This is a genomic window from Nocardia sp. NPDC047648 (assembly GCF_040642815.1).
GTDB lineage: Bacteria > Actinomycetota > Actinomycetes > Mycobacteriales > Mycobacteriaceae > Nocardia > Nocardia gamkensis.
Window position 1 is genome coordinate 532,846 of record NZ_JBEYSX010000002.1, and the last position, 21,051, is coordinate 553,896.

Annotated in this window: 20 protein-coding genes; 16 read left to right on the top strand and 4 right to left on the bottom strand. The window is 68.7% G+C overall.

All coding sequences use genetic code 11. The features are described from left to right. The first annotated feature begins 81 nt into the window (after positions 1–81). The 13 genes from ABZ803_RS06810 (at position 82) to ABZ803_RS06870 (ending at position 14,946) form a co-directional block, all read left to right on the top strand. Positions 82–1,716 carry an AMP-binding protein gene (locus ABZ803_RS06810; protein WP_357033787.1) on the top strand — a complete coding sequence of 545 codons (1,635 nt, stop codon included), beginning with the start codon at positions 82–84 and terminating at the stop codon, positions 1,714–1,716. Then, positions 1,713–3,350: an AMP-binding protein gene (locus ABZ803_RS06815; RefSeq protein WP_357033789.1), complete on the top strand. Its 1,638-nt coding sequence runs from the start codon at positions 1,713–1,715 to the stop codon at positions 3,348–3,350. Before ABZ803_RS06810 ends, ABZ803_RS06815 begins: the two co-directional genes overlap by 4 nt. 145 nt (positions 3,351–3,495) lie before the next feature. After that, positions 3,496–5,868, top strand: a complete 2,373-nt coding sequence (locus ABZ803_RS06820; protein WP_357034337.1) for a Tex family protein — start codon at positions 3,496–3,498, stop codon at positions 5,866–5,868. Positions 5,869–5,895: 27 nt separating this feature from the next. Then, positions 5,896–6,816: a hypothetical protein gene (locus ABZ803_RS06825; protein ID WP_357033791.1), complete on the top strand. Its 921-nt coding sequence runs from the start codon at positions 5,896–5,898 to the stop codon at positions 6,814–6,816. A 144-nt stretch (positions 6,817–6,960) separates the two neighbouring features. Then, the gene (locus ABZ803_RS06830) at positions 6,961–7,254 is read left to right on the top strand and encodes a hypothetical protein (protein ID WP_040868301.1); all 294 of its coding nucleotides are present in this window, start codon (positions 6,961–6,963) and stop codon (positions 7,252–7,254) included. Positions 7,255–7,521: 267 nt separating this feature from the next. Beyond that, the gene (gene rplS, locus ABZ803_RS06835; protein WP_067514127.1) at positions 7,522–7,863 is read left to right on the top strand and encodes a 50S ribosomal protein L19; all 342 of its coding nucleotides are present in this window, start codon (positions 7,522–7,524) and stop codon (positions 7,861–7,863) included. A 77-nt stretch (positions 7,864–7,940) separates the two neighbouring features. After that, the gene (gene lepB / locus ABZ803_RS06840; protein WP_040868300.1) at positions 7,941–8,723 is read left to right on the top strand and encodes a signal peptidase I; all 783 of its coding nucleotides are present in this window, start codon (positions 7,941–7,943) and stop codon (positions 8,721–8,723) included. A 47-nt stretch (positions 8,724–8,770) separates the two neighbouring features. Beyond that, positions 8,771–9,556 (top strand): ribonuclease HII, encoded by a 786-nt coding sequence (locus tag ABZ803_RS06845; RefSeq protein WP_357034339.1) that lies wholly within the window; start codon positions 8,771–8,773, stop codon positions 9,554–9,556. 46 nt (positions 9,557–9,602) lie between these two features. Beyond that, on the top strand, positions 9,603–9,908 hold the full coding sequence (locus ABZ803_RS06850; protein WP_011210678.1) for a DUF2469 domain-containing protein: 306 nt from the start codon (positions 9,603–9,605) through the stop codon (positions 9,906–9,908). Between the two features lie 101 nt (positions 9,909–10,009). Further along, on the top strand, positions 10,010–10,366 hold the full coding sequence (locus ABZ803_RS06855) for a YraN family protein (RefSeq protein WP_062969827.1): 357 nt from the start codon (positions 10,010–10,012) through the stop codon (positions 10,364–10,366). Beyond that, positions 10,367–11,875: a YifB family Mg chelatase-like AAA ATPase gene (locus ABZ803_RS06860; protein ID WP_357033794.1), complete on the top strand. Its 1,509-nt coding sequence runs from the start codon at positions 10,367–10,369 to the stop codon at positions 11,873–11,875. It abuts the gene before it with no gap. Between the two features lie 911 nt (positions 11,876–12,786). Next, positions 12,787–13,968, top strand: coding sequence for a DNA-processing protein DprA (dprA, locus tag ABZ803_RS06865; RefSeq protein WP_357034341.1), 1,182 nt, complete (start codon positions 12,787–12,789; stop codon positions 13,966–13,968). A gap of 54 nt (positions 13,969–14,022) precedes the next feature. Further along, positions 14,023–14,946 (top strand): tyrosine-type recombinase/integrase, encoded by a 924-nt coding sequence (locus ABZ803_RS06870; protein WP_357033796.1) that lies wholly within the window; start codon positions 14,023–14,025, stop codon positions 14,944–14,946. 227 nt (positions 14,947–15,173) lie between these two features. On the opposite strand, the gene ABZ803_RS06875 is transcribed toward ABZ803_RS06870, so the two are convergent. Further along, positions 15,174–15,566, bottom strand: a complete 393-nt coding sequence (locus tag ABZ803_RS06875; protein WP_357033798.1) for a GNAT family N-acetyltransferase — start codon at positions 15,564–15,566, stop codon at positions 15,174–15,176. A gap of 213 nt (positions 15,567–15,779) precedes the next feature. On the opposite strand from ABZ803_RS06875, the gene ABZ803_RS06880 reads away from it, so the two are divergent. After that, positions 15,780–16,469 carry an FHA domain-containing protein gene (locus ABZ803_RS06880; RefSeq protein ID WP_357033800.1) on the top strand — a complete coding sequence of 230 codons (690 nt, stop codon included), beginning with the start codon at positions 15,780–15,782 and terminating at the stop codon, positions 16,467–16,469. 38 nt (positions 16,470–16,507) lie between these two features. Here ABZ803_RS06880 and ABZ803_RS06885 read toward each other — a convergent pair whose 3' ends face one another. The 3 genes from ABZ803_RS06885 to ABZ803_RS06895 form a co-directional block, all read right to left on the bottom strand. Continuing rightward, positions 16,508–17,173, bottom strand: a complete 666-nt coding sequence (locus ABZ803_RS06885) for a serine protease (protein ID WP_357033802.1) — start codon at positions 17,171–17,173, stop codon at positions 16,508–16,510. Between the two features lie 208 nt (positions 17,174–17,381). Further along, the gene (locus tag ABZ803_RS06890) at positions 17,382–17,660 is read right to left on the bottom strand and encodes a hypothetical protein (protein WP_357033804.1); all 279 of its coding nucleotides are present in this window, start codon (positions 17,658–17,660) and stop codon (positions 17,382–17,384) included. A gap of 209 nt (positions 17,661–17,869) precedes the next feature. Then, on the bottom strand, positions 17,870–19,333 hold the full coding sequence (locus ABZ803_RS06895; RefSeq protein WP_357033806.1) for an MFS transporter: 1,464 nt from the start codon (positions 19,331–19,333) through the stop codon (positions 17,870–17,872). 54 nt (positions 19,334–19,387) lie between these two features. Here ABZ803_RS06895 and ABZ803_RS06900 point away from each other — a divergent pair, with 54 nt between their 5' ends. Then, positions 19,388–20,131 (top strand): TetR/AcrR family transcriptional regulator C-terminal domain-containing protein, encoded by a 744-nt coding sequence (locus ABZ803_RS06900; protein WP_357033808.1) that lies wholly within the window; start codon positions 19,388–19,390, stop codon positions 20,129–20,131. 152 nt (positions 20,132–20,283) lie between these two features. Continuing rightward, on the top strand, positions 20,284–21,012 hold the full coding sequence (locus ABZ803_RS06905) for an acetoacetate decarboxylase family protein (protein WP_357033810.1): 729 nt from the start codon (positions 20,284–20,286) through the stop codon (positions 21,010–21,012). The last annotated feature ends 39 nt before the right edge of the window (positions 21,013–21,051 follow it).

The window sequence follows — 21,051 nt, forward strand, 5'->3', positions numbered from 1 at the left end:
GGGGTAGTGGGCAGCGGGATGTGACCCACATCCTATTGCACACCCGGGTTGCGCTGGATCACAGAACGAGGAGAACCGAAGATGGGCACCGACCTGAATCAGCGGGTGCGCGAACTGCTGGACTGTTACGACCGCGCCGACGCGTCGGCGGCGGACCTGCTGTGCGATCGGCATCCGGCCGACCGGGTCGCCTTCACGATCGTCGAAGCCGACCTGTCCTCGATCGATCTCACCTATGGCGAACTGCGCGAACGCTCCGCCCGCTTCGCCGCCGCACTGGCCGAACTGGGCGTCGAACCCGGCCACCGCGTGGCCACGCTGATGGCGAAGTCGGCGGACCTGGTGGTCGCACTGCTCGGCATCTGGCGCCGCGGCGCGGTGCACGTTCCGCTGTTCACCGCCTTCGCGCCGCCCGCCATCGCCCTGCGGTTGAACGCCGCCCGTGCCACGGTCGTCATCGCCGATGCCGACCAGGCGCGGAAACTGGCGGCCGGGCCGGATCTGCCCGCGGACCCGCCCTGGCGATTGATCATCGCCGGAGGGGAGGTTCCCGAGGGGGCCCTGTGCATGGGCGAACTGCTCGAGACTCGTTCGGCGACCCACCCGAGCGCCCGCCCCGTCGCGGTGGGCGGGGACGGCCTGCTGGTCCAGCTGTTCACCAGCGGTACAACGGGCACGCCGAAAGGCGTCCCGATCCCGCTGCGCGCGCTCGCCTCCTTCCACGCGTACCAGGAATTCGCGCTGGACGTCCGGCCCGACGACGTCTTCTGGAACGCCGCCGATCCGGGCTGGGCCTACGGCCTCTACTACGCCATCCTCGGCCCGCTGGCCACCGGCATTCGCAGCATCCTGCTGCACGCGGGTTTCTCCGCCCCGCTCACCTGGCAGGTGCTGGAAACCTTCGGCGTCACGAACTTCGCGGCCGCCCCGACTGTCTATCGCGCGCTGCGCGCCGACAGCGCCACGCCTCCGGTGCACTCGCTGCTGCGCCGCGCGTCGTCGGCGGGGGAGCCGCTCACTCCCGAGGTCGTCGCCTGGTCCGTGGAGCATCTGGGTGTCGCGGTGCGCGATCACTACGGCCAGACCGAGCACGGGATGGTCATCTGCAACGCCTGGCACGAAGACCTCGACACCGAGACTCCCGCGGGATCGATGGGCCGCTCGTTGCCCGGATGGACCTGCGCCGTGCTCGCCGAAGACGCCGACACCCTCGCGCCCGCAGGTGAACTGGGCCGCGTCGCGATCGACACCGAACACAGCCCGCTGCTGTGGTTCCTCGGCTACCTCGACGCCCCGGAACGCACCGCCCAGCGCTACACCGCCGACGGCCGCTGGTATCTGACCGGCGACGCGGGCTCGCAGGACGCCGATGGGTTCTTCCGTTTCTCGGCCCGCGACGACGACGTGATCATCATGGCGGGCTACCGCATCGGCCCGTTCGAGGTGGAGAGCGTGCTGGTGCTGCACGAGCAGGTCGCGGAAGCGGCCGTGGTCGGCATGCCGGACGAACTGCGCGGCGAAGTGCTCGAGGCGTTCGTGGTGCTGCGCGAGGGCGCCGCGGGCGGCCCGGAGCTGGAAGCCGAATTGCAGAGCCTGGTGAAGAGGAAGTTCGCCGCGCACGCCTACCCGCGCAGGGTCCACTTCGTGCCGAGCCTGCCGAAGACGCCCAGTGGCAAGGTGCAGCGATTCGTGCTGCGGCAGGGGGGTGCCCGATGACGCAGGTGTCCCTGCCCAGTTACGCCTCCGGAGTCTCGGACGTCCCGCTGCTCGGTGACACCATCGGCGGCAATCTCGATCGCACGGTGGCGGCGTTCCCGGACCGGGAAGCGCTGGTGGACCGGCCGACCGGGCGGCGCTGGACCTACCGTGCGCTCGGCGCCGCGGTCGACGCCCTCGCGTGCGGCCTGGCGGGCCGCGGCATCGGCAAGGGCGACCGGGTCGGCATCTGGGCGCCGAACTGCGCGGAATGGTTCATCGCGCAGTACGCCACGGCGAAGATCGGCGCGATCCTGGTCAACATCAATCCGGCGTATCGCACCAGCGAACTGGAGTACGTGCTGCGCCAGGCCGGCGTCCGGATGCTCCTCGCGGCCGAGCGGTTCAAGTCCTCGGATTACGTCGCGATGATCGAGCAGGTCCGCCCGAACTGCCCGGAGTTGACGCAGGTGCTCGTCCTCGGCACACCCGAGTGGGACGCGCTGGCCCGCACCGAGGTCGACGCCCAACGGCTCGCCACGCTCGGCGCGCTGCTGTCGGCCGATGACCCGATCAACATCCAGTACACCTCGGGCACCACGGGTTTCCCGAAGGGCGCCACGCTCAGCCACCACAACATCCTGAACAACGGCTATTTCGTCGGCGAGCTGTGCGGATACACCGAACACGACCGCATCTGCGTCCCGACTCCCTTCTACCACTGTTTCGGCATGGTCATGGGCAATCTCGCGAGCACGAGCCACGGTGCGGCGGTTGTGATCCCGGCGCCGTCGTTCGATCCGAAGGCGACGCTGGCCGCGGTCGAGGCCGAGCGCTGCACCTCGCTCTACGGCGTGCCGACGATGTTCATCGACATGCTCGCCGAACTGGATTCGGCCACCGTGGAGTTGTCCACGCTGCGCACCGGGATCATGGCGGGCTCACCGTGCCCCGTCGAGGTGATGAAGCGGGTGATCGACCGGATGGGCATGCGCGAGGTGTGCATCTGCTACGGCATGACGGAGACATCCCCGGTCTCCACCCAGACCCGGCGCGACGACGGCATCGACCGGCGCACCGCCACGGTCGGCCGGGTCGGCCCGCATCTGGAGGTCAAGATCGTCGATCCCGCAACGGGTCTCACGGTGCCGCGTGGCGAACCCGGCGAACTGTGCACCCGCGGCTACTCGGTAATGCTCGGGTACTGGAACGATCCGGACAAGACCGCCGAGGCCATCGATGCCGCCCGGTGGATGCACACCGGCGATATCGGCGTGATGGACGACGAGGGCTATCTGGCCGTCACCGGCCGGATCAAGGACATGGTCATCCGCGGCGGTGAGAACGTCTATCCGCGTGAGATCGAGGAATTCCTCTACACCCATCCCGACATCCTGGACGCGCAGGTGATCGGCGTGCCGGATCCGAAGTACGGCGAGGAGCTGATGGCCTGGGTCCGGATGCGCGAGGGCGCACCGCCGTTGGACGCCGCGGCCGTGCGCGAGTTCGCCACCGGCAAGCTGGCGCACTTCAAGATTCCCCGCTACGTGCATGTGGTCGAGGAATTCCCGATGACGGTCACCGGCAAGGTCCGCAAGGCCGAAATGCGGGAAATAGCCCGAGCGATCCTCGCGTCGTCGAAGGAGGCCCCGTAGAAATCGGCCCGTCGTGCCGCCGCCGGCGCGCAGCGCAGCGGCCGGGTACCCGCGACCGGCGAAAGACGCGGAGAGGCGGGGGAGCGGTAGTGTCTCCGACGTGACGACAGCGCCCGAGACTGCCAGTGCAGAGTCCACACCCGCCGTGCCACGCTCCGACACCGCGGGCCCAGCCAGCGTGAACCGTCGCATCGCCGAGGAACTCGCGGTGCGCGAGACCCAGGTGCGCGCCGCCGTCGAGTTGCTCGACGCGGGCTCGACGGTGCCGTTCATCGCCCGGTACCGCAAGGAGGTCACCGGCGGGTTGGACGACGCGCAGCTGCGCATGCTCGACGAACGTCTGCATTACCTGCGCGAACTCGACGAGCGCCGGGCCGCGATCCTCGAATCGATCCGCGACCAGGGCAAACTCGACGACGCCCTGCACCGGCAGATCCTGCTCGCCGAGACCAAGGCGCGGCTCGAGGACATCTACCTGCCGTACAAGCCGAAGCGGCGCACCAAGGCGCAGATCGCGCGCGAGGCCGGGCACGAACCGGTGGCCGACGCCCTGATCGAGGACCCGAACACCGATCCGGCGCAGTACACCGCCGAGCAGCTCGACGGCGCGCGCGCCATCCTGGTGGAACGCTTCGCCGAGGACGCCGACCTGGTCGGCGAACTGCGCGAACTGATGTGGAACCGCGGGCAGGTCACCTCGACCGTGCGCGCGGGCAAGGAGGAGGCGGGCGCGAAGTTCGCCGACTACTTCGAGTTCAGCGAGCCGTTCGACAAGCTGCCCTCCCACCGCATCCTCGCGCTGCTGCGCGGGGAGAAGGAGGAGGTGCTCACACTGCACCTCGAGCCCGACACCGAGGAGCCGCAGCCGGGTGAGCGCACCATCTACGAGGGTCGCATCGCCGCCCGCTTCGGCATCGCCGACCGCGGCCGCCGCGCCGACTCCTGGCTGCTGGACACCGTGCGCTGGGCGTGGCGTACCAAGTTGCAGGTCAGCCTGGGTATCGACACCAGGATGCGGCTGCGGCAGGCGGCGGAGAAGGACGCGGTCGACGTGTTCGCCGCGAATCTGCGCGATCTGCTGCTGGCCGCCCCCGCCGGCACCCGCACGACCATGGGGCTGGATCCCGGCTACCGCACGGGGGTGAAGGTCGCGGTGGTCGACGCCACCGGCAAGGTGGTCGCCACCGAGGTGATCTACCCGCACAAACCGCAGGGCCAGACCGAGAAGTCGCTGGCGGTGCTCGGCGCGCTGGTCGCCCGCTTCGGCGTGGAGCTCATCGCCATCGGCAACGGCACCGCCTCGCGCGAGACCGACGCCCTCGCCGCCGAGCTGATCGCGCGCATCCCGGAGAACAAGCCCACCAAGATCGTGGTCTCCGAGGCGGGCGCCTCGGTGTACTCCGCCTCCGCCTACGCCTCGCAGGAACTTCCCGACCTGGACGTCTCGCTGCGCGGGGCGGTGTCGATCGCGCGGCGGTTGCAGGACCCGCTGGCCGAGCTGGTGAAGATCGATCCGAAGTCCATCGGCGTCGGTCAGTACCAGCACGACGTGTCCGAATCGCTGTTGGCCCGCTCGCTGGGCGCGGTGGTCGAGGACGCGGTGAACGCGGTCGGCGTCGACGTGAACACGGCCTCGGTGCCGCTGCTGTCGCGGGTATCCGGCATCGCCGGTTCGGTGGCGGAAAGCATTGTGGCGCATCGGGACCAGAACGGCCCGTTCCGCAGCAGGACCGCGCTGCTCGACGTCCCGCGCCTGGGGCCGAAGGCGTTCGAACAGTGCGCGGGCTTCCTGCGCATCCGCGGCGGCGACGATCCGCTGGACACCTCCGCGGTGCACCCCGAGGCGTATCCGGTGGTGCGGCGCATCCTGGCATCGACAGGTCGCCCCATCGCGGAGGTCATCGGCAACACCACGGTGCTGCGCTCGCTGCGCGCCGGTGAGTTCACCGACGAACGCTTCGGTGTCCCCACGGTCACCGACATCATCGCCGAGCTGGAGAAGCCGGGCCGCGACCCGCGTCCGGAATTCAAGACCGCCGAGTTCGCCGCGGGCGTGGAGAAGGTCGCCGACCTGAAACCGGGCATGGTGCTCGAGGGCGTGGTGACGAATGTGGCCGCGTTCGGCGCGTTCGTCGACGTGGGGGTACACCAGGACGGCCTGGTGCACGTCTCGGCCATGTCGCACAACTTCGTCAAGGACCCGCGCGAAGTGGTCAAGTCCGGAGACGTGGTCAAGGTGAAGGTGCTCGAGGTGGACGTGGCGCGTCAGCGCATCGGGCTGTCCCTGCGCCTGGACGACGAGCCGGGCACACCCGCCAAAGGCGGCGACAACCGGCAGCGCGGCCAGGGCGGCCGACCCGCGGGCGGGGAGCAGCGGCAGCGGCAGAATGGCCAGAACAAGCAGCAGAGCCAGAACCGCAATCAAGGTCAGGGTCGCGGAGGCAACCAACGCCGCAACGCTCCCGCGCCGAGCGGCTCGATGGCGGACGCGCTGCGCAGGGCGGGTTTCGGCCAGTAGCCCGACGCGCGGGAGGGAGTAACGGCCATGCGACGGTGGCTCCAGGAGGACGTGATCGCCCAAGGGCGGCTGCCGTTGCTGTGCTTCCTGCTCGGATTCATCGTCGGATTCCTGGTCATCCGCGTCAGCGTCCGGCTGATCCGCGCGCGGGTGCGCTGGTGGCCGGGCAATCTGCGCGCCGGTGACACGCATATCCACCACATGGTGTTCGGGGTGATCCTGGTGCTGTCCTCCGGGGTCGGCATGGTCGCCCAGTACCAGAGCGCCGGCATGACCACCGCGGGCATCCTCGCCGCGCTCTTCGGTGTGGGCGCCGCGCTGGTTCTCGACGAATTCGCGCTGATCTTCTATCTGCGCGACGTGTACTGGGAGAAACAGGGACGCACGTCGGTGGACGCGGTGTTCGTCGCGCTCGCCGTGACCGGATTGCTGCTACTGGGCTTCCACCCGCTGTGGATGCTGGACATCAACGACTTCCGGCGCGACCCGAGCGTCGAGGTCCGCGCTTTCGTCGTCGTGTTCGCGGTGGTCAACCTCGCTCTCGCCGCGATCGTGATCGCCAAAGGGAAGATCTGGACCGGCCTGTTCGGCATGTTCTTCCTGCCGCTGCTGTTCGTCGGTGCGCTGCGCCTGAGCCGCCCCGGTGCGCCATGGGCGCGCTGGCGTTACGCCGACCGCAGACGCATGATGTACCGGGCCATCGTCCGGGAACGGCGCTATCGCCGTCCGGTCATCCGCGCCAAGATCTTCGTGCAGGATCTGGTCGCGGGGAAACCGGACGTCGAGCACGTCCGCACGGCGGCGGAAGCGGAACTCACCCGCACGGTCGTGCCCGCTCCGCCCGCCCCGCATCGGCACCACTCGCTGTGGCATTCCGACCACGGTTCGCTGCACACGTCCGGCTCGCCGCCCGCCCAGGACGCGATCTCCGGCGAACAGAACCACTGAGCGCAGCATCTGCCGAGACGACCTGCCGCTTCACGTCGGTGCGCGAGGGTTGCTCCTTGGCTTGCCGCCGTCTCCCAGGGGCGGCCGGGTTCGGATGCCGCCATTCGTGGAACCCGAGGCTATGCGTATACGTATACTGTGACCGTGTTGGATCCCTTCAGTCTCGCGGTCGGCGCCGGCTTGGTCGGTGTCGGCTGGGCATGTGGCAGGTTCGGGCATCGGCGGCGAGCCCGGCCGGGAGGAAGCCTTCCCGCGCGCTGCGGTTGCGGTCACGACCTCGCGCTGCACGACCGCGCCACCGGCACTTGTCACGCCGAGATCTCCCGTAAGGGCACGCACGGCCTGCGGGAATGGGTCGGTTGCCAGTGTCGCCGCTACACCGGCCCGACCCCGCTGGAGGAAGTGTTCGCGTCGCCGATCCTCCCGCCCGAGTCCTGAACGGGCAGGAGTTCACGCACGGCCGGTCGCCGCACTGAGTTCACCACCGTCGCGCTGTCTCGCACCCCGCGCGGGCCGTAGCGTGAGAGGGCGCCGCCGCGCGGTCGCCCGGGCCGATTTCTTCCGTGGCGCGCCGATCTGGCACAATGCTCAGGTTGCCCTGGGTGGTAGTCGACCAGGCGCACCCCCCTAATTCGGAGCATGAACCGGCCGAGCACATGGAGTGCCGCCAGGGTCCTCTGTTCGCGCGAAACCATAAGGATGGAAATGAACACCCTTGACTTCGTCGACGAAAAGTCGCTGCGTAGCGACGTCCCCGACTTCCGCCCGGGCGACACGCTGAACGTGCACGTGAAGGTCATCGAAGGCTCGAAGGAGCGCATCCAGGTCTTCAAGGGCGTCGTGATCCGCCGCCAGGGTGGTGGCATCCGCGAGACCTTCACGGTGCGCAAGGTGTCGTTCGGTGTCGGCGTGGAGCGCACCTTCCCGGTGCACAGCCCGAACATCGACCACATCGATGTCGTGACCCGCGGTGATGTCCGCCGCGCCAAGCTGTACTACCTGCGCGAGCTGCGCGGCAAGGCCGCCAAGATCAAGGAAAAGCGCTGAGCTAGCTTCTCGGCACAGCAGATCTTCCTCAGCCCGGCATCGGACTTCGGTTTCGCTGCCGGGCTAATCTGTTCGGCGTGGCAGACGAAAGTGGGTCGGTGTCGGTGTCCGAGTCGGGCGACGAGAATTCGCGGGTAGGTCGCGCCAAGCGGCGACCGAAGAAGAAGCAGCGGCCGTTCTGGCAGGAATTGCCGATCCTCATCGTGATCGCCGCGGTGATCGCCGCGTTGATGGTCACGTTCGTCGGTCGGCCGTACGTGATTCCGTCGGAGTCGATGGAAACCACGTTGCACGGCTGCGCCGGTTGCACCGGTGACCGCATCTATGTGCAGAAGCTGAGCTACTACTGGGGTGATCCGCAGCCGGGCGACGTGGTCGTGTTCGTCGGCCCGCCCTCGTGGAACACCACCTACAAGTCGATCCGCTCCGACAACGCCGCCGTCCGTGGCGTGCAGAACTTCTTCTCGTTCTTCGGCCTGGTGCCGCCGGACGAGAACGATCTGGTGAAGCGTGTGATCGCGGTAGGCGGCCAGACCGTGCAGTGCTGCGACGCGCAGGGCCGGGTCATCGTGGACGGCAAGCCCCTGGACGAGCCGTATGCCCGCTACCTGGCCCCGTACGTGCCGGGCCAGCCCTACGGCCCGGGGGGAGGACGCGAATTCAAGCCCGTGAAAGTGCCCGAGGGGCATCTGTGGGTGATGGGCGACAACCGCAACCAGAGCGCCGATTCCCGCGCCCATATCACCGACGAACTGCAGGGCACCATCCCCGTGGAGAACGTGCGCGGCAAGGCGGTGTTCAAGATCTGGCCGCCCGGCCGGATCGGACCGGTGCGTGCGGAGAATCCGCAGGAGAACTGACCGCTCGGACGCAGGATAATCGGATGGTGGGGCAAGGTCGAGTGCCGGTGGGTAACGGTTGGCCGCCGCGTGTGGTGATGCGCAGGGCCGGAGGTTTGCGCACGCTCGAGGCGGCTTTGATCCGCAGTGGCCTCGGCCCCGTCGCCGGCGTCGACGAAGCGGGGCGCGGTCCGTGCGCGGGACCGCTGGTGGTGGCGGCATGCCTGCTCGCTCCGAAGGCATATGACAAGCTGGCCGGCCTCGACGACTCCAAAAAGCTCACCGAGGCCACCCGGGAAGAGCTGTATCCGGTGATCGTCCGGCTGGCGCTGGCCTACTGGGTGGTCGTCATCCCCGCCTGGGAGATCGACTCGATCGGCATCCACGTCGCCAATATCGAGGGCATGCGCCGCGCCGTGGCCGGGCTCGGGCGCACGCCTGGCTACGTGCTCACCGACGGATTCCGGGTACCCGGAATCCCCGTGCCCTCGCTGCCGGTGATCGGGGGCGACGGTGCGGCGGCCTGCATCGCGGCGGCCAGCATTCTGGCCAAGGTCACCAGGGACCGCATCATGGTCGAGCTGGACCAGCGATTCCCCGGCTACGGCTTCGCCGCCCACAAGGGTTACAACACGCCCGAGCACACCGCCGCATTGCACCGCCTCGGACCCAGCAGCGAGCACCGCCGCTCCTGGCGCAATGTGCGCGAAGCCGCCGGGCTGCGGCCGGTCGCGACGGCGGCCGACGTCGCGGACGCCGTACTGGCCGAAGGGCTGGACGAAGCCCTGTCAGAGCAGTTTCCGAACGAGCGTACGGCTGGCCGAGTGGCTACCGACGCAGCGCATGCGCGATGATGTGACCATACGACGCGATGCGGCGAGAAGGAGGACGTCCCACCCGATGAGTGCCGAGGACCTCGAGAAGTACGAAACCGAGATGGAGCTCTCGCTGTATCGCGAGTACAAGGACATCGTCGGTCAGTTTTCGTACGTGGTGGAGACCGAGCGCCGCTTCTACCTCGCCAACTCCGTGGAGCTGCGGCCGCAGAACGCGGATGGCGAGGTGTACTTCGAGGTGCGGATGAGCGACGCGTGGGTGTGGGACATGTATCGCCCGGCCCGCTTCGTCAAGCACGTCCGGGTCATCACCTTCAAGGACGTCAACATCGAGGAGCTGGAGAAGCCGGACCTGCGGCTGCCCGAGTGAGCAGGCCGGGAGTTCTGCACAGCGACTCGGTTATCAACAGGTTTTCCGATTCCCCAGGTCGGCGTCGCTGAGCTGATTCGGTCCCCGCGCACGCTGGCCGGGTGACGGACAAACAGGCGCTCGGCGCGCACGGGGAGGAACTGGCGGCAGAGTTTCTGCGCGCCGCGGGGATGGAGATCATCGCCAGGAACTGGCGTTGCCGATACGGCGAACTCGATCTCATCGCCAAAGACGGGGATGTGACCGCGTTCGTCGAGGTCAAAACACGTTCGGGTCTGGGTTACGGCACTCCTGCGGAGTCGGTCACCTTCGCCAAGCGGCAACGGATCCGACGGCTGGCCCTGCTGTGGCTGGCCGAGCAGGACGGACCGTGGCGGCGCATCCGGTTCGACGTGGTGTCGGTGCTGGCGCAGCGTGGTCGGACACCGGTGATCGATCATCTCGAGGCGGTGTTCTGAATGGCCCTCGGCCGGGCGCACTCGGTCGCGGTCACCGGCGTGGACGGCCTGCTCGTCGAAATCGAAGCCGATATCGGCCAGGGCCTGCCCTCGGTCCATCTGGTCGGGCTCCCCGACACCGCGTTGCAGGAATCGCGCGACCGGGTCCGCTCCGCGGTGGCGAACTCCGGGGAGAAGTGGCCCGACGGCCGTGTGGTGCTCGCGCTGTCGCCGGCGACCTTGCCGAAACTGGGCAGCGTTTACGACCTGGCACTCGCGGCCGCGGTGCTGGACGCGTCCGGTTCGGTCCCCTCCGAACGGCTCGCGAAGACGGTGCTGCTCGGCGAACTCGCGCTGGACGGGCGGGTGCGGCGAGTGCGCGGCATCCTGCCCGCCGTGCTCGCGGCGCGCAAGGCAGGCTGGTCGACCGTCGTGGTGCCCGCGGTGACCATGGCCGAGGCCGGACTGGTCGAGGGCATCGAGGTGCTCGGAGCGCGCAGTTTGCGCGGGGTGGTGGCGTGGCTGCGCGGGGAAGGCGCGCTCGACGAGCCGGACGGTGACCTGCCGGATACGGTGCGGCAGGGCGGCGATCTCAGCGAGGTGGTCGGCCAGGACGAAGCCCGCTGGGCCTTGGAGGTCGCCGCGGCGGGCGGGCACCACTTGCTGCTCACCGGACCACCGGGCATCGGCAAAACCATGCTGGCGCAACGTCTTCCGAGCCTGCTGCCACCGCTCACGGAGACCGAGGCGCTGGAGGTGACGGCGATCCACTCCATGGCGGGCACGCTCGGGGGTGATCACCCATTGATCACCGCGCCACCGTTCGTCGCCCCGCACCACTCGACCTCGGTGACCGCGATGATCGGCGGCGGTTCGGGGACCGCCCGCCCCGGCGCGGTCAGCCGCGCCCACCGCGGCGTGCTGTTCCTCGACGAATGCGCCGAACTCGGCACGAAGGTGCTGGAGGCGATGCGGACGCCGCTGGAGGAAGGGGAAGTGCGCATCGCCCGGCGCGACGGTGTGGCACGCTACCCGGCCCGCTTCCAGCTCGTCTTGGCCGCCAACCCCTGTCCCTGCGCCCCGGCCCGCGACGTCGACTGCATCTGCGCGCCGTTGGCTCGCCGCCGCTACCTCGGCAAACTGTCCGGGCCGCTGATGGATCGGATCGACATCTGGGTGCGGATGCACGGGCAGTCCGGCGCGGCGTTCAGTACCGACGCGGCCGAGAGCAGCGAGGTCGTTCGCGCCCGAGTCACCTCGGCGCGCCGCGCCGCCGCCGAGCGCTGGCGTGAGTACGGATGGCTCACCAACGCAGAGGTTCCCGGTCACATCCTGCGCCAGCGTTTCCGTCTACCGCGTGAATCGCTCGCTCCCGTCGAGGCCGCGCTGCGTCTCGGCCGCATGTCCGCGCGCGGTGCGGACCGGGCCATTCGTGTCGCCTGGACTATCTGCGATCTGCGCGGCGGCGATCGGCCCTCGGCACAGGACGTTCTAGCCGCATTGAACTTTCGTCAGCGGGACGCGCAATGAGCGCGCGAGAGCCGACCGCGGACACGCCAGCGGAGGTTTTCGCGGCGGATACGCCTGCCGCAGTGGGCGCGCCTGTGGCTGCGGATGCGCCCGCGGCGCGGAACGTGCCTCCAGCGCTCCAAACGGAGCACGTGGCTGTGGCGGTCGAAGCGCCCACGGCCGCGAGTGTGCCTAGAGCGGTCGATGTCCCTGTGGCCGCGAGGGTAATCGGGGCGGGTGTGCCGGGGGTCGAAATCGGGGAGGGGGCAACGGATGTCCCTAGGGCGGCGGATGTGCTGGCAGCGCGGGACTCGCCTCCAGTGGTGGGCGGGCTCCAGCTGGAGCACGTGGCTGTGGTGGTCGAAGCGCCCACGGATGCGAGTGTGTCCAGGCCAGCCGTTGTGCCGGTGGCCGCGAAGGCGACCGGGACGGGTGTGCCGGGGGTCGCAATCGTGCAGGGGGCAACGGATGTCCCTAGGGCGGCGGATGTGCTGGCAGCGCGGGACTCGCCTCCAGTGGCGGGCGTGCCCCAGATGGAGCACGTGGCAGTGGTGGTCGAAGCGCCCACGGCCGCGAGTGTGCCGAGGGCAGAGGATGTCCCTGTGGCGGCGCATGCGGCCGGGGCGATTGACGTTCGCGCGGCCGCGAGTGCGCGTGCGGCGGTGAACAAGCCTGCGGTGCTCGATGTGCCCTCTGCATCCAGTGCGCTCGGGGCGGTAGATGGGCACGCGGCGGCAGACCGGGCTGGGTTGGACGAAGTGCCCACAGCCGCGAGTGTGCCTGGGGCGGTGAGTGTGGCTGGGGCGGTGAGTGCGTCTGTGGCCGCGAGTGCGCGTGCGAGTGCGCTTACGGATGCGGCGGTGCCTGCGGTGGTGGACGTGGCGGGGCTCGTAAGTGTGCCTGGGGGAGGGGATGTGCTTGCGGTGGCGAATGTGCCTGGAGTCGTCGCGCCCGCGTGCGGGTCGAATTCCGTGGCCGGTGAATCCGATGCCCGGAGGCTCGCGTGGGTGTACCTGTCGCGGGTGGTGCAGGGGCCGTGCGCGCCGCTGTCGGCGCTCATCGAGTCGGTGGGGGTGGTCGAGGCGGCGCGGGCCGTGCGGGAGTGTGCGCTACCCGAACCGCTGCGCGGGCCGACGGCGCAGCGGCGCGATGTCGACGTTGCGGCGCGGGATCTGGAGGCCATCGACCGGATCGGCGGGCGTGTGGTGACGCCGGACGATCCGGAATGGCCCGCTTGGCGCATGCTCGGTCTCGCGCAGCTCGAGCCGGGACGGGATCGGGACGGCGCCGTGCCACTGGTGCTGTGGGTGCGCGGCCCGCGCTCGCTGCTGGAGTCCAGCGAGCGCGCTGTGGCGGTGGTGGGCGCGCGGTGCAGCACCGGGTACGGCAACCGGGTGACGGGGGAGATCGCGGGTGACCTCGCCGCGCAGGGATGGACCATTGTCTCCGGAGCGGCGTTCGGGATAGACGCCATGGCGCACCGGGCGGCGCTGGCGGTGGAAGGTCTCACCATCGCGGTGCTGGCGTGCGGCATCGACCGGCCTTATCCAGCGCAGCACGCGCGCCTGCTGGCCGACATCGCCGAATCCGGCTTGGTGGTCAGCGAATACCCGCCCGGTGTCACCGCGCAGAAACACCAATTCCTCGCCCGGAACCGCTTGATCGCCGCCTTGGCCGATGGCGTGCTCGTCGTCGAGGCCGGGCTGCGCAGCGGCGCGCGCAACACCGTCAAATGGGCACGCCGTCTCGGCCGTCCCGCCCTGGCCGTGCCGGGCCCGGTGACCTCGGCCGCTTCGGTGGGCTGCCACCGTATGATCCGCGACGGCGAAGCCCTCCTGGTGACCAGGGCCGAGGAAGTCGCCGACGAGGCGGGGCCGTTGCGGCTGTCGATTCCCGGGGTGGGGGCAGGCGGCAATCCGGAGGACCAGTTGAACGAAGACGAGGCCGCGGTCTTCGCCACGCTGCCGAGAATCGGTGCGCGATTGCCACTGGAGGTGTCCCGGCAGTGCGGATTGCCACTTCCGGTGGTGCGTGCGACGTTGTCCGCCCTCGAATTGGCAGGACTGGCGGCCAATGACGAAAGCGGTTGGCACCGAACGGCGCGTCGCGGATGAACGCGATCGGCGCGGTCGCTTGCCATCCGGACCGCCGGTCGGGACGGTGGAAGCATGGAGGAACTGCCCGAAGATCTGGAAGCGCTGCTGCTCGAGTACGGCAGGCATCTGCGGCTCGGGCGCAACCGGTCGGAGCACACCGTACGCGCTTACCTGGGCGACGCCCGGTCCCTGCTGGAGCATCTGTACACGCGGTCGGCCGATTCGGCGATCCGCGAGCTGGACCTGCTGTTGCTGCGTTCATGGCTGGCGCAGCAAGCGGCGGCGGGCGCGGCGCGAACGACCGTGGCCCGAAGGGCGTCGTCGGCGCGCACGTTCACCGCCTGGCTCACCCGGACCGGCCGGTTGCCCGCCGATCCGGGGCTGCGGTTGGGGTCGCCGAAGGCGCATCGCGTCCTTCCCGCCGTACTCGGCAGGCAACAGGCGCTGGGTGCCATGGACGCCGCGGAATCCGGCGCCGCGCAGCGCGATCCGATGGCCTTGCGAGATCGGGCGATCGTGGAATTGCTGTACGCCACCGGCATCCGGGTCAGCGAGCTGTGTGGACTGGACATCGAGGACGTGGACCGCGAGCGGCGGGTGGTGCGGGTACTCGGCAAAGGCAACAAAGAGCGATCCGCGCCGTTCGGCACGCCCGCCGACGAGGCGGTCGGCAATTGGCTGCGCTATGGCCGCCCCGATTTCGCCACCGCCGCGTCCGGCCGGGCGCTGCTGCTCGGCCGCCGCGGCAGGCGTCTGGATCAGCGCCAGGCCAGAACCGTTGTGCACGAAGTGGTCTCGGCCATCCCCGGCGCACCGGACCTCGGCCCGCACGGTCTGCGGCACACCGCCGCGACCCACCTCCTCGAGGGCGGCGCCGACCTGCGTGTGGTTCAGGAACTCCTCGGCCACGCCAGCATGGCCACCACTCAGCTCTACACCCACGTCTCCATCGATCGGCTCAAGAAAGTGCACGACCAAGCCCACCCCCGGGCTTGACGGCGCGGTCGCGGTCGCCGACACCGGGCCTGGGTACGCCGTCCCCGGCGCGAGTAAGCGCATCGCCGGACGAACGAACATCTGCAACCGGTCGGCTCACCGGCTCACGTAACAGTGCGCCCAAGCCTCCCGCCCATCCCCGCCCATCCGCGGTACGCCAGCCGCCGGGCCTGGTGTGCACCTGCCGCCAACCGCGTCGTTGGTACATCGCTATCGCCGGTACAGGGCTATCGCCGCCGCTCGGTCGGACGAGACCGTGCGCACGGCGCGCTGCCCCGATCGGCGGCCATGCGCGCAGCCGCGGTCAGTAGTTGTGACCCCACGCCCACTCGACGCGCGGCCGGAGGAACATACAACCGGATCACCGAGACGACGGACTCCGTACCCGCCGATCGGCGCACGATCTCCGGCAGCACGCCGCCTGCGCCGAGTCCGACGTGTACGACCACGGTCTGGTCGCGCTCCGCGACGACCGCCGCGAGGAACTCGGGGCGGTGATAGCCACCCCACCGGATCAGCAGGCCAGACCTCTGGACACCGGTCCCGGTCGCGGACGTGCCGCAGCGCCGTGATGCAGGCGTCGAGATCCCCTCGCTTCGCGGTCGAATGATCACGTTCATCCGACCATTCCGAGCCGCTCACCCGCCGAGCCGCCCACTATCAGACCGATTAGTCGGTTTTGACGCTTTTGTCGTGCCCGAAGGTTCGCTTCAATCCCCGCTCACGCAGGGAAGTAGGCGAATCCGTATGTGATCGGCCCCGAGAAAGCGCACCCTTAAAGTAGCGAATCAGTGCCCGCAGTTCACGACGTACTTCGAGTGGAAAGACGAACGATGTCCACGGTCAGCGGACCACAGGCCCTGCGTCGCGGACTATACCCACTGACGGGGCAGTCCGCGTGGCCACGTTCTGCCGTTCCTTCCACTTCGCCCCGGCCCGTTGTGCAGGAGAGGGTACGCGAGATTTCTCTCGACGGCGGCGCGTCGAGAATGACGATCGGGCGGTCCGGCGCGGCCGATATCGCCGTGCCTTCCGACCCGACCGTATCCCGGTTGCACGCCATTATCGAGCGTGTCGGCGGATGCTGGGTCATCGTCGACGACGGTCTGTCCAAGAATGGGACATTCGTCAATGGCGAACGCGTCGGTGGGCGGCGGAAACTCGGCTCCGGCGACACGATTCGCGTCGGCCGTTCGGTATTCGTCTTCCGGGCCGCCGACTCCTTCGACGAGGAAATGACGCTTGCCCATTCGCCGCTGCCGACCCGTAATTCGCTCACCCCGGCCCAGTATCTCGTTCTGGAGGCGCTGTGCCGCCCTTACGACGCACACGACGGCTATTCCTACCCCGCCGCCAACCGTCAGATCGCGGACGATCTGTGCCTGAGTCTCTCGACCGTCAAGACGCACATGCGGGCGCTGTTCCGGATATTCCAGGTCGAAGCCCTACCGCCGCATCAGAAACGGCTTTTCCTGGTCGAACGCGCGGTCGAATTGGGCATCGTCAGCGACCAGGAAAGGTAAGACTCCGGCCGGGATCCTCAGCGGCGGTCCGGGACGAATCAGATCGGTTGGAAACCCGCGCCCGCGCCGCCGCGCGCGTTGACGTCGGCGACGACCGCGGTGAAGTCGGTGCCGAGTTGCGGTCCCAGGCACGGGATCGCCAAGTAGCCGCTGACCATGCCGACGAGGGTGGTCCCGACGACCAGCGGCGCGCCCGAATCGCCCTCGACGACGCACGTCTGGGTCCACGTCCTGTCGCCGCCGGTGAACACGTCACCGTAGGCTGCACCGCAGGTCCGGCCGGTTGTCCGGCCTTCCTTGCATACCGTGTCCGGCGGTCGGGCGGGGCCGCCGATGGCGGTGATAGTGGTTCCGCCCACCTGGTTGACCGGCGCGACCTTCGCCGGGTCGAACTCGATCACGGCATAGTCCATGGTCTCGTTGGAGTAGGCGATGGTGCCGACGGTACCGGCGTCGCGATTGCCCTCGGCGACGATGGCGGCGTTCGCGTCCCCGCAGTGCCCCGCGGTGAACCCGACCAGCCGGCCACCGGAGTCGCGCCCGATCGTGGTGAGGGTGCAGATGTTCTGACCGCCGACGACGATGCCGGAGCCGCCACCCAGAACGGATGGAGTCTCGGCTTGCGCGGTCCCGGGTGCCCCGAACAGCGCTGTGGTCGCGGTCAGAGCCGCTGCAGCGCCCACGAGTTTCCTGAACTTGGTCATCCGGTAATTCAACCGCACTCAACGGTGCGTCACGATTGATTCGCGGATGTTTCCCGGTCAGGGCGCCTCGGTGCGGTATGGATCGAAATTATCTACTCGCCTCTCGACGCATAGCCCGCTCGGAGAGCGGCCGACACAAACGAGACGCCTCGGGTGTGCGACACAGCCCGAGGCGCACTCGTCTTCGAGGCGCTGCCTACGAATGCGATCAAGCGGCGCAGACGAACACGGCCACCGCGTTGACCACCGGCGGAAGCAGCAACAAAGGAGCGCAGAAAATACCCAGCGGCCAAATCAGGCCCAATGTCGCGGGCTCGACCTGAACCGGTACCGGTTGATCCGCCACTTGCCCAGGTCCCGGGGTTACTTCCGGGGCGGCGGAAGCAAGACCTGAACCCAGGGCGATGATCGGTGTGAGCGCTACCGCCGCTGCCGTTGCGCGCATTTTGTTCGTGATCATGATGTCTCCATCGATTGGTTGCTTCACCAGCCCTCGTTGGTTGAAGGCCGTTATTGTGAACACACCATCAACTCTTGTCGGCGGGCGCGCGTGAGACCATCAGCCCCGGGGTCGGAATCATTCATACCGGGTGAGCCGACGAGACACCTGAGTCGTTATTCTGCGCGGCCCGCGAGTCGTCGGCGTAGCGCCGGACCGGTGGATTTTCACCGGTCCGGCGCCGGTCGCCGACATGATCAGCCGTGCGCGACCGGAGCGGTTTCCGGCTGCTGGGCCGGTTGCGGCCGCCGCGCCCGCAGCAGGACCGCGCCGAGCAGGGCGGCGGCGACACTGAATCCGGCGCTGATCCAGGCCCCGGCGGACATGGCAGCGGTGAAGGCGTCCTTGGCGGGCTCGATGTAGCCCAGTTGGAAGGCGGCGCCGATGGATTCGCGCGCCGCGTCGGGAACGTCGGCGGGCATGTTCGAGGTGAACACGCCGGCCAGCACGCTACCGAGGACGGCGATGCTGATCGCCATGCCGACCTGCTGGATCGTGTCGTTCATCGCGGAGCCCACACCGGCGTGCTGGAGCGGGATCGCGCTCATGATCGCCGCGTAGGCGGCCGGACCCGCCAGACCGCCGCCGATGCCCATCACCAGCATGCTGACCAGAACCCACAGGTATCCGCTCCCGGCCGCGAGGATGCCGAAGGCCACGCCCATGACGAGCAGTCCCGACACGATGAGCGTCTTGTTGCTCAGAGTCTTGCCCAGTGTCGCGCCGAGGCCGTTGCAGACCGCCGCCGCCACGGCGTACGGCAGCAGCGCCAGCCCGGCTTTCATCGGACCGTAACCGAGCACGAACTGCAGGTACTGGGTGAGCATGAGCATGACCGCGCCCATGCCGAAGACCATCAGCAGCAGAGTGAGAGAGGTGCCGGTGAAATCCCGGCTGCGGAATACCGCCAACGGCAACATGGGATGTGCCGAGCGGCTCTCCCAGACGACGAAGCCGGCCGCCGCGAGGACGGCCAGCACGATCACCCCGATGTTCCACTCCCGCTCGATGATCACGTAGACCGTCGCGCTCAGCGCTACGACGGACAGGGCAACGCCGACGAGGTCGACCGGCCGTTGTTCACCGGTGGTCTCGGGCATCAGCACGACGGCGGCGATGATCGCGAGCGCCGCCACCGGGATATTGAGCAGGAACACCGACCCCCACCAGTAGTGCTGGAGCAGGAATCCGCCCAGTGTGGGCCCGGCGACGATGCCGACCATGGAGACCGTCGACCAGGCCGCCATCGCCGTGCGCCGTTCGTCCTCGGCGAAGGTGGTCATGAGGATGGACAGGGTCGACGGCATCAACAGCGACCCGCCGACGCCCATCGCGACGCGGGCGGCCACGACCTGCCACGGTTCGGTCGCCAGCACGGCCGCCAGCGACGCAGCCCCGAACACGGCCAGGCCGGTGATCAGCGCTCGCCGCCTGCCGAACCGGTCGGACAGGCTTCCCGCGGTGAGCAGGAGCCCGGCGAAGACCAGCACGTAGGCGTCCAGAATCCACTGCACGTCCGCCGGTGTGGCGCCTAGCTCCCGGATCAGCGACGGGATCGCGAGATTGAGCACGGTGCTGTCGAGCATCAGCACGAGCAAGGACAGACAGAGGACCCCCAGGACCCACCAGCGGCGGGGGTCTCGTACAACGTTCGATTCCACCCGCACAGCGTACGAGAAACTCGAACGCTGTGCGAGGGATTATAAGATCGTGTCGTGACCAAGCAGTTCGCCTCGGTATGGACCAAGCAACCCCGCCAGCCCAAGACATCCGGGTTGCACCGGGAGCAGATCATCGCCGCGGCGTTCGAAATTCTCGACGCCGAAGGGCTGGAGTCGCTGAGTATGCGCAAGCTCGGCGCGAAGCTCGGCGCGGGCGCGACCAGTCTCTACTGGCACGTCTCCAACAAGGAAGAACTGCTGGAATTGGTGCTCGACCAGTTCTGGGGGGTGGTGCGGATTCCGGAGCCCGAAGAGGCTTCCTGGCGCGAATTGCTCACCACTTTCGCCTACAGCTTCCGCGCCTCCATTCGCGAGCATCCGTGGAGCGTCTCGTTGGTCGGGCAGTTGCCCAGTATCGGTCCCAACTCGCTGCGGCTGAGTGATCGGCTGCGCCGCGCCTTCGTGCGGGCGGGCTTCGAGGGGGTGGACATCTACCTGGCCAGTGGAACGGTGATGTGTTTCGTCCTCGGCCAGGTGACTCCCGAGATCGCCTGGGAGAAGGCGTCGAAGGGGGCCGAGGTCGACACCGACGGCATACTGCGCGTGATGGACGAGGTGGCGGGCGGCTATCCCGAGATGCTCGCGGACTACCGGGCGACCGTGCCGTCCGATCAGGAGGCGGGGCGAGCCATGGCGTTCGACTTCGGCTTGCTCTGCGTCCTGGATGGTTTGCAGGCGCGCCTGCGCGCGAAGTCGGAATTTCCGGGGTCGGCCCGGATGGGGGTATCGGGCGAGTGACCTGGACGAGACTGGAACTGGTTACTCTTGGTATAAACCGTGCGGATCGACGGTATTGTGCGAACAAACTGATACCTGTTCTATAGATCTTCTGGCGGCGGGTGCGTGCCGACGCGGCGCAGTCCGCCGCAGTCGCGCAGAAAGGCGTCTCCGTGAGTACGCACACCGTTCTCGGCCGAGAGGTGCGCATGCCGGTCCGCATCCGGCTCGCCCACGCGTTCATGGCTACCTATCTGGTGCCCGCCGAGCCGGCGCAGCGCCTCATCGACTACTCCGGCCTCCAGCTGCTCCGGCTGCCGGGCGGGCGGGCGATGTGCACGCTGGTCTTCGTCGACTACGTCGACGGCGATCTGGGCCCCTACAACGAGTTCGGCGTCTCGTTCATGGTGCGCCACCACACCGCGGGCGCGGCCTCGGGATTCGGGGATCTGCGGGCGCTGGTGACCGGGCAGGCCGGCGTATTGATCCACCGGCTGCCGGTCGACGGTGATTTCACCCTCGCCGCGGGACGCGGTATCTGGGGATTTCCCAAAGAACTCGCCGAATTCGCCGTCGACCACGGTGGCCGGACGCGTACCGGCGCACTGCACCAGAACGGGCAGCTCATCGCCGATCTCGCGATTCGGCCCGGGTTCGCGACTCCGAACCGCGCCACCGGGTCCTCGTTCGACGCCTACTCGCACATCGATGGCGTCACCCGCTGCACGCGCTGGGAGATGCGCCCTTCGGGCATGCGGGCGCGCTTCGGCGGGGCCGAGCTGACTCTCGGGGACCACGAGATCGCCGCGGAACTCCGGTCGATCGGCCTGCCGAAACGCGCGGTGATGTCCTCGTCCGTCTCGCGACTGGCCATGACGTTCGAGGACGCGATCGCGGTCTGACGCCGCTGGGTAACCACCCGGTCACGGGCGGGCGGGGAG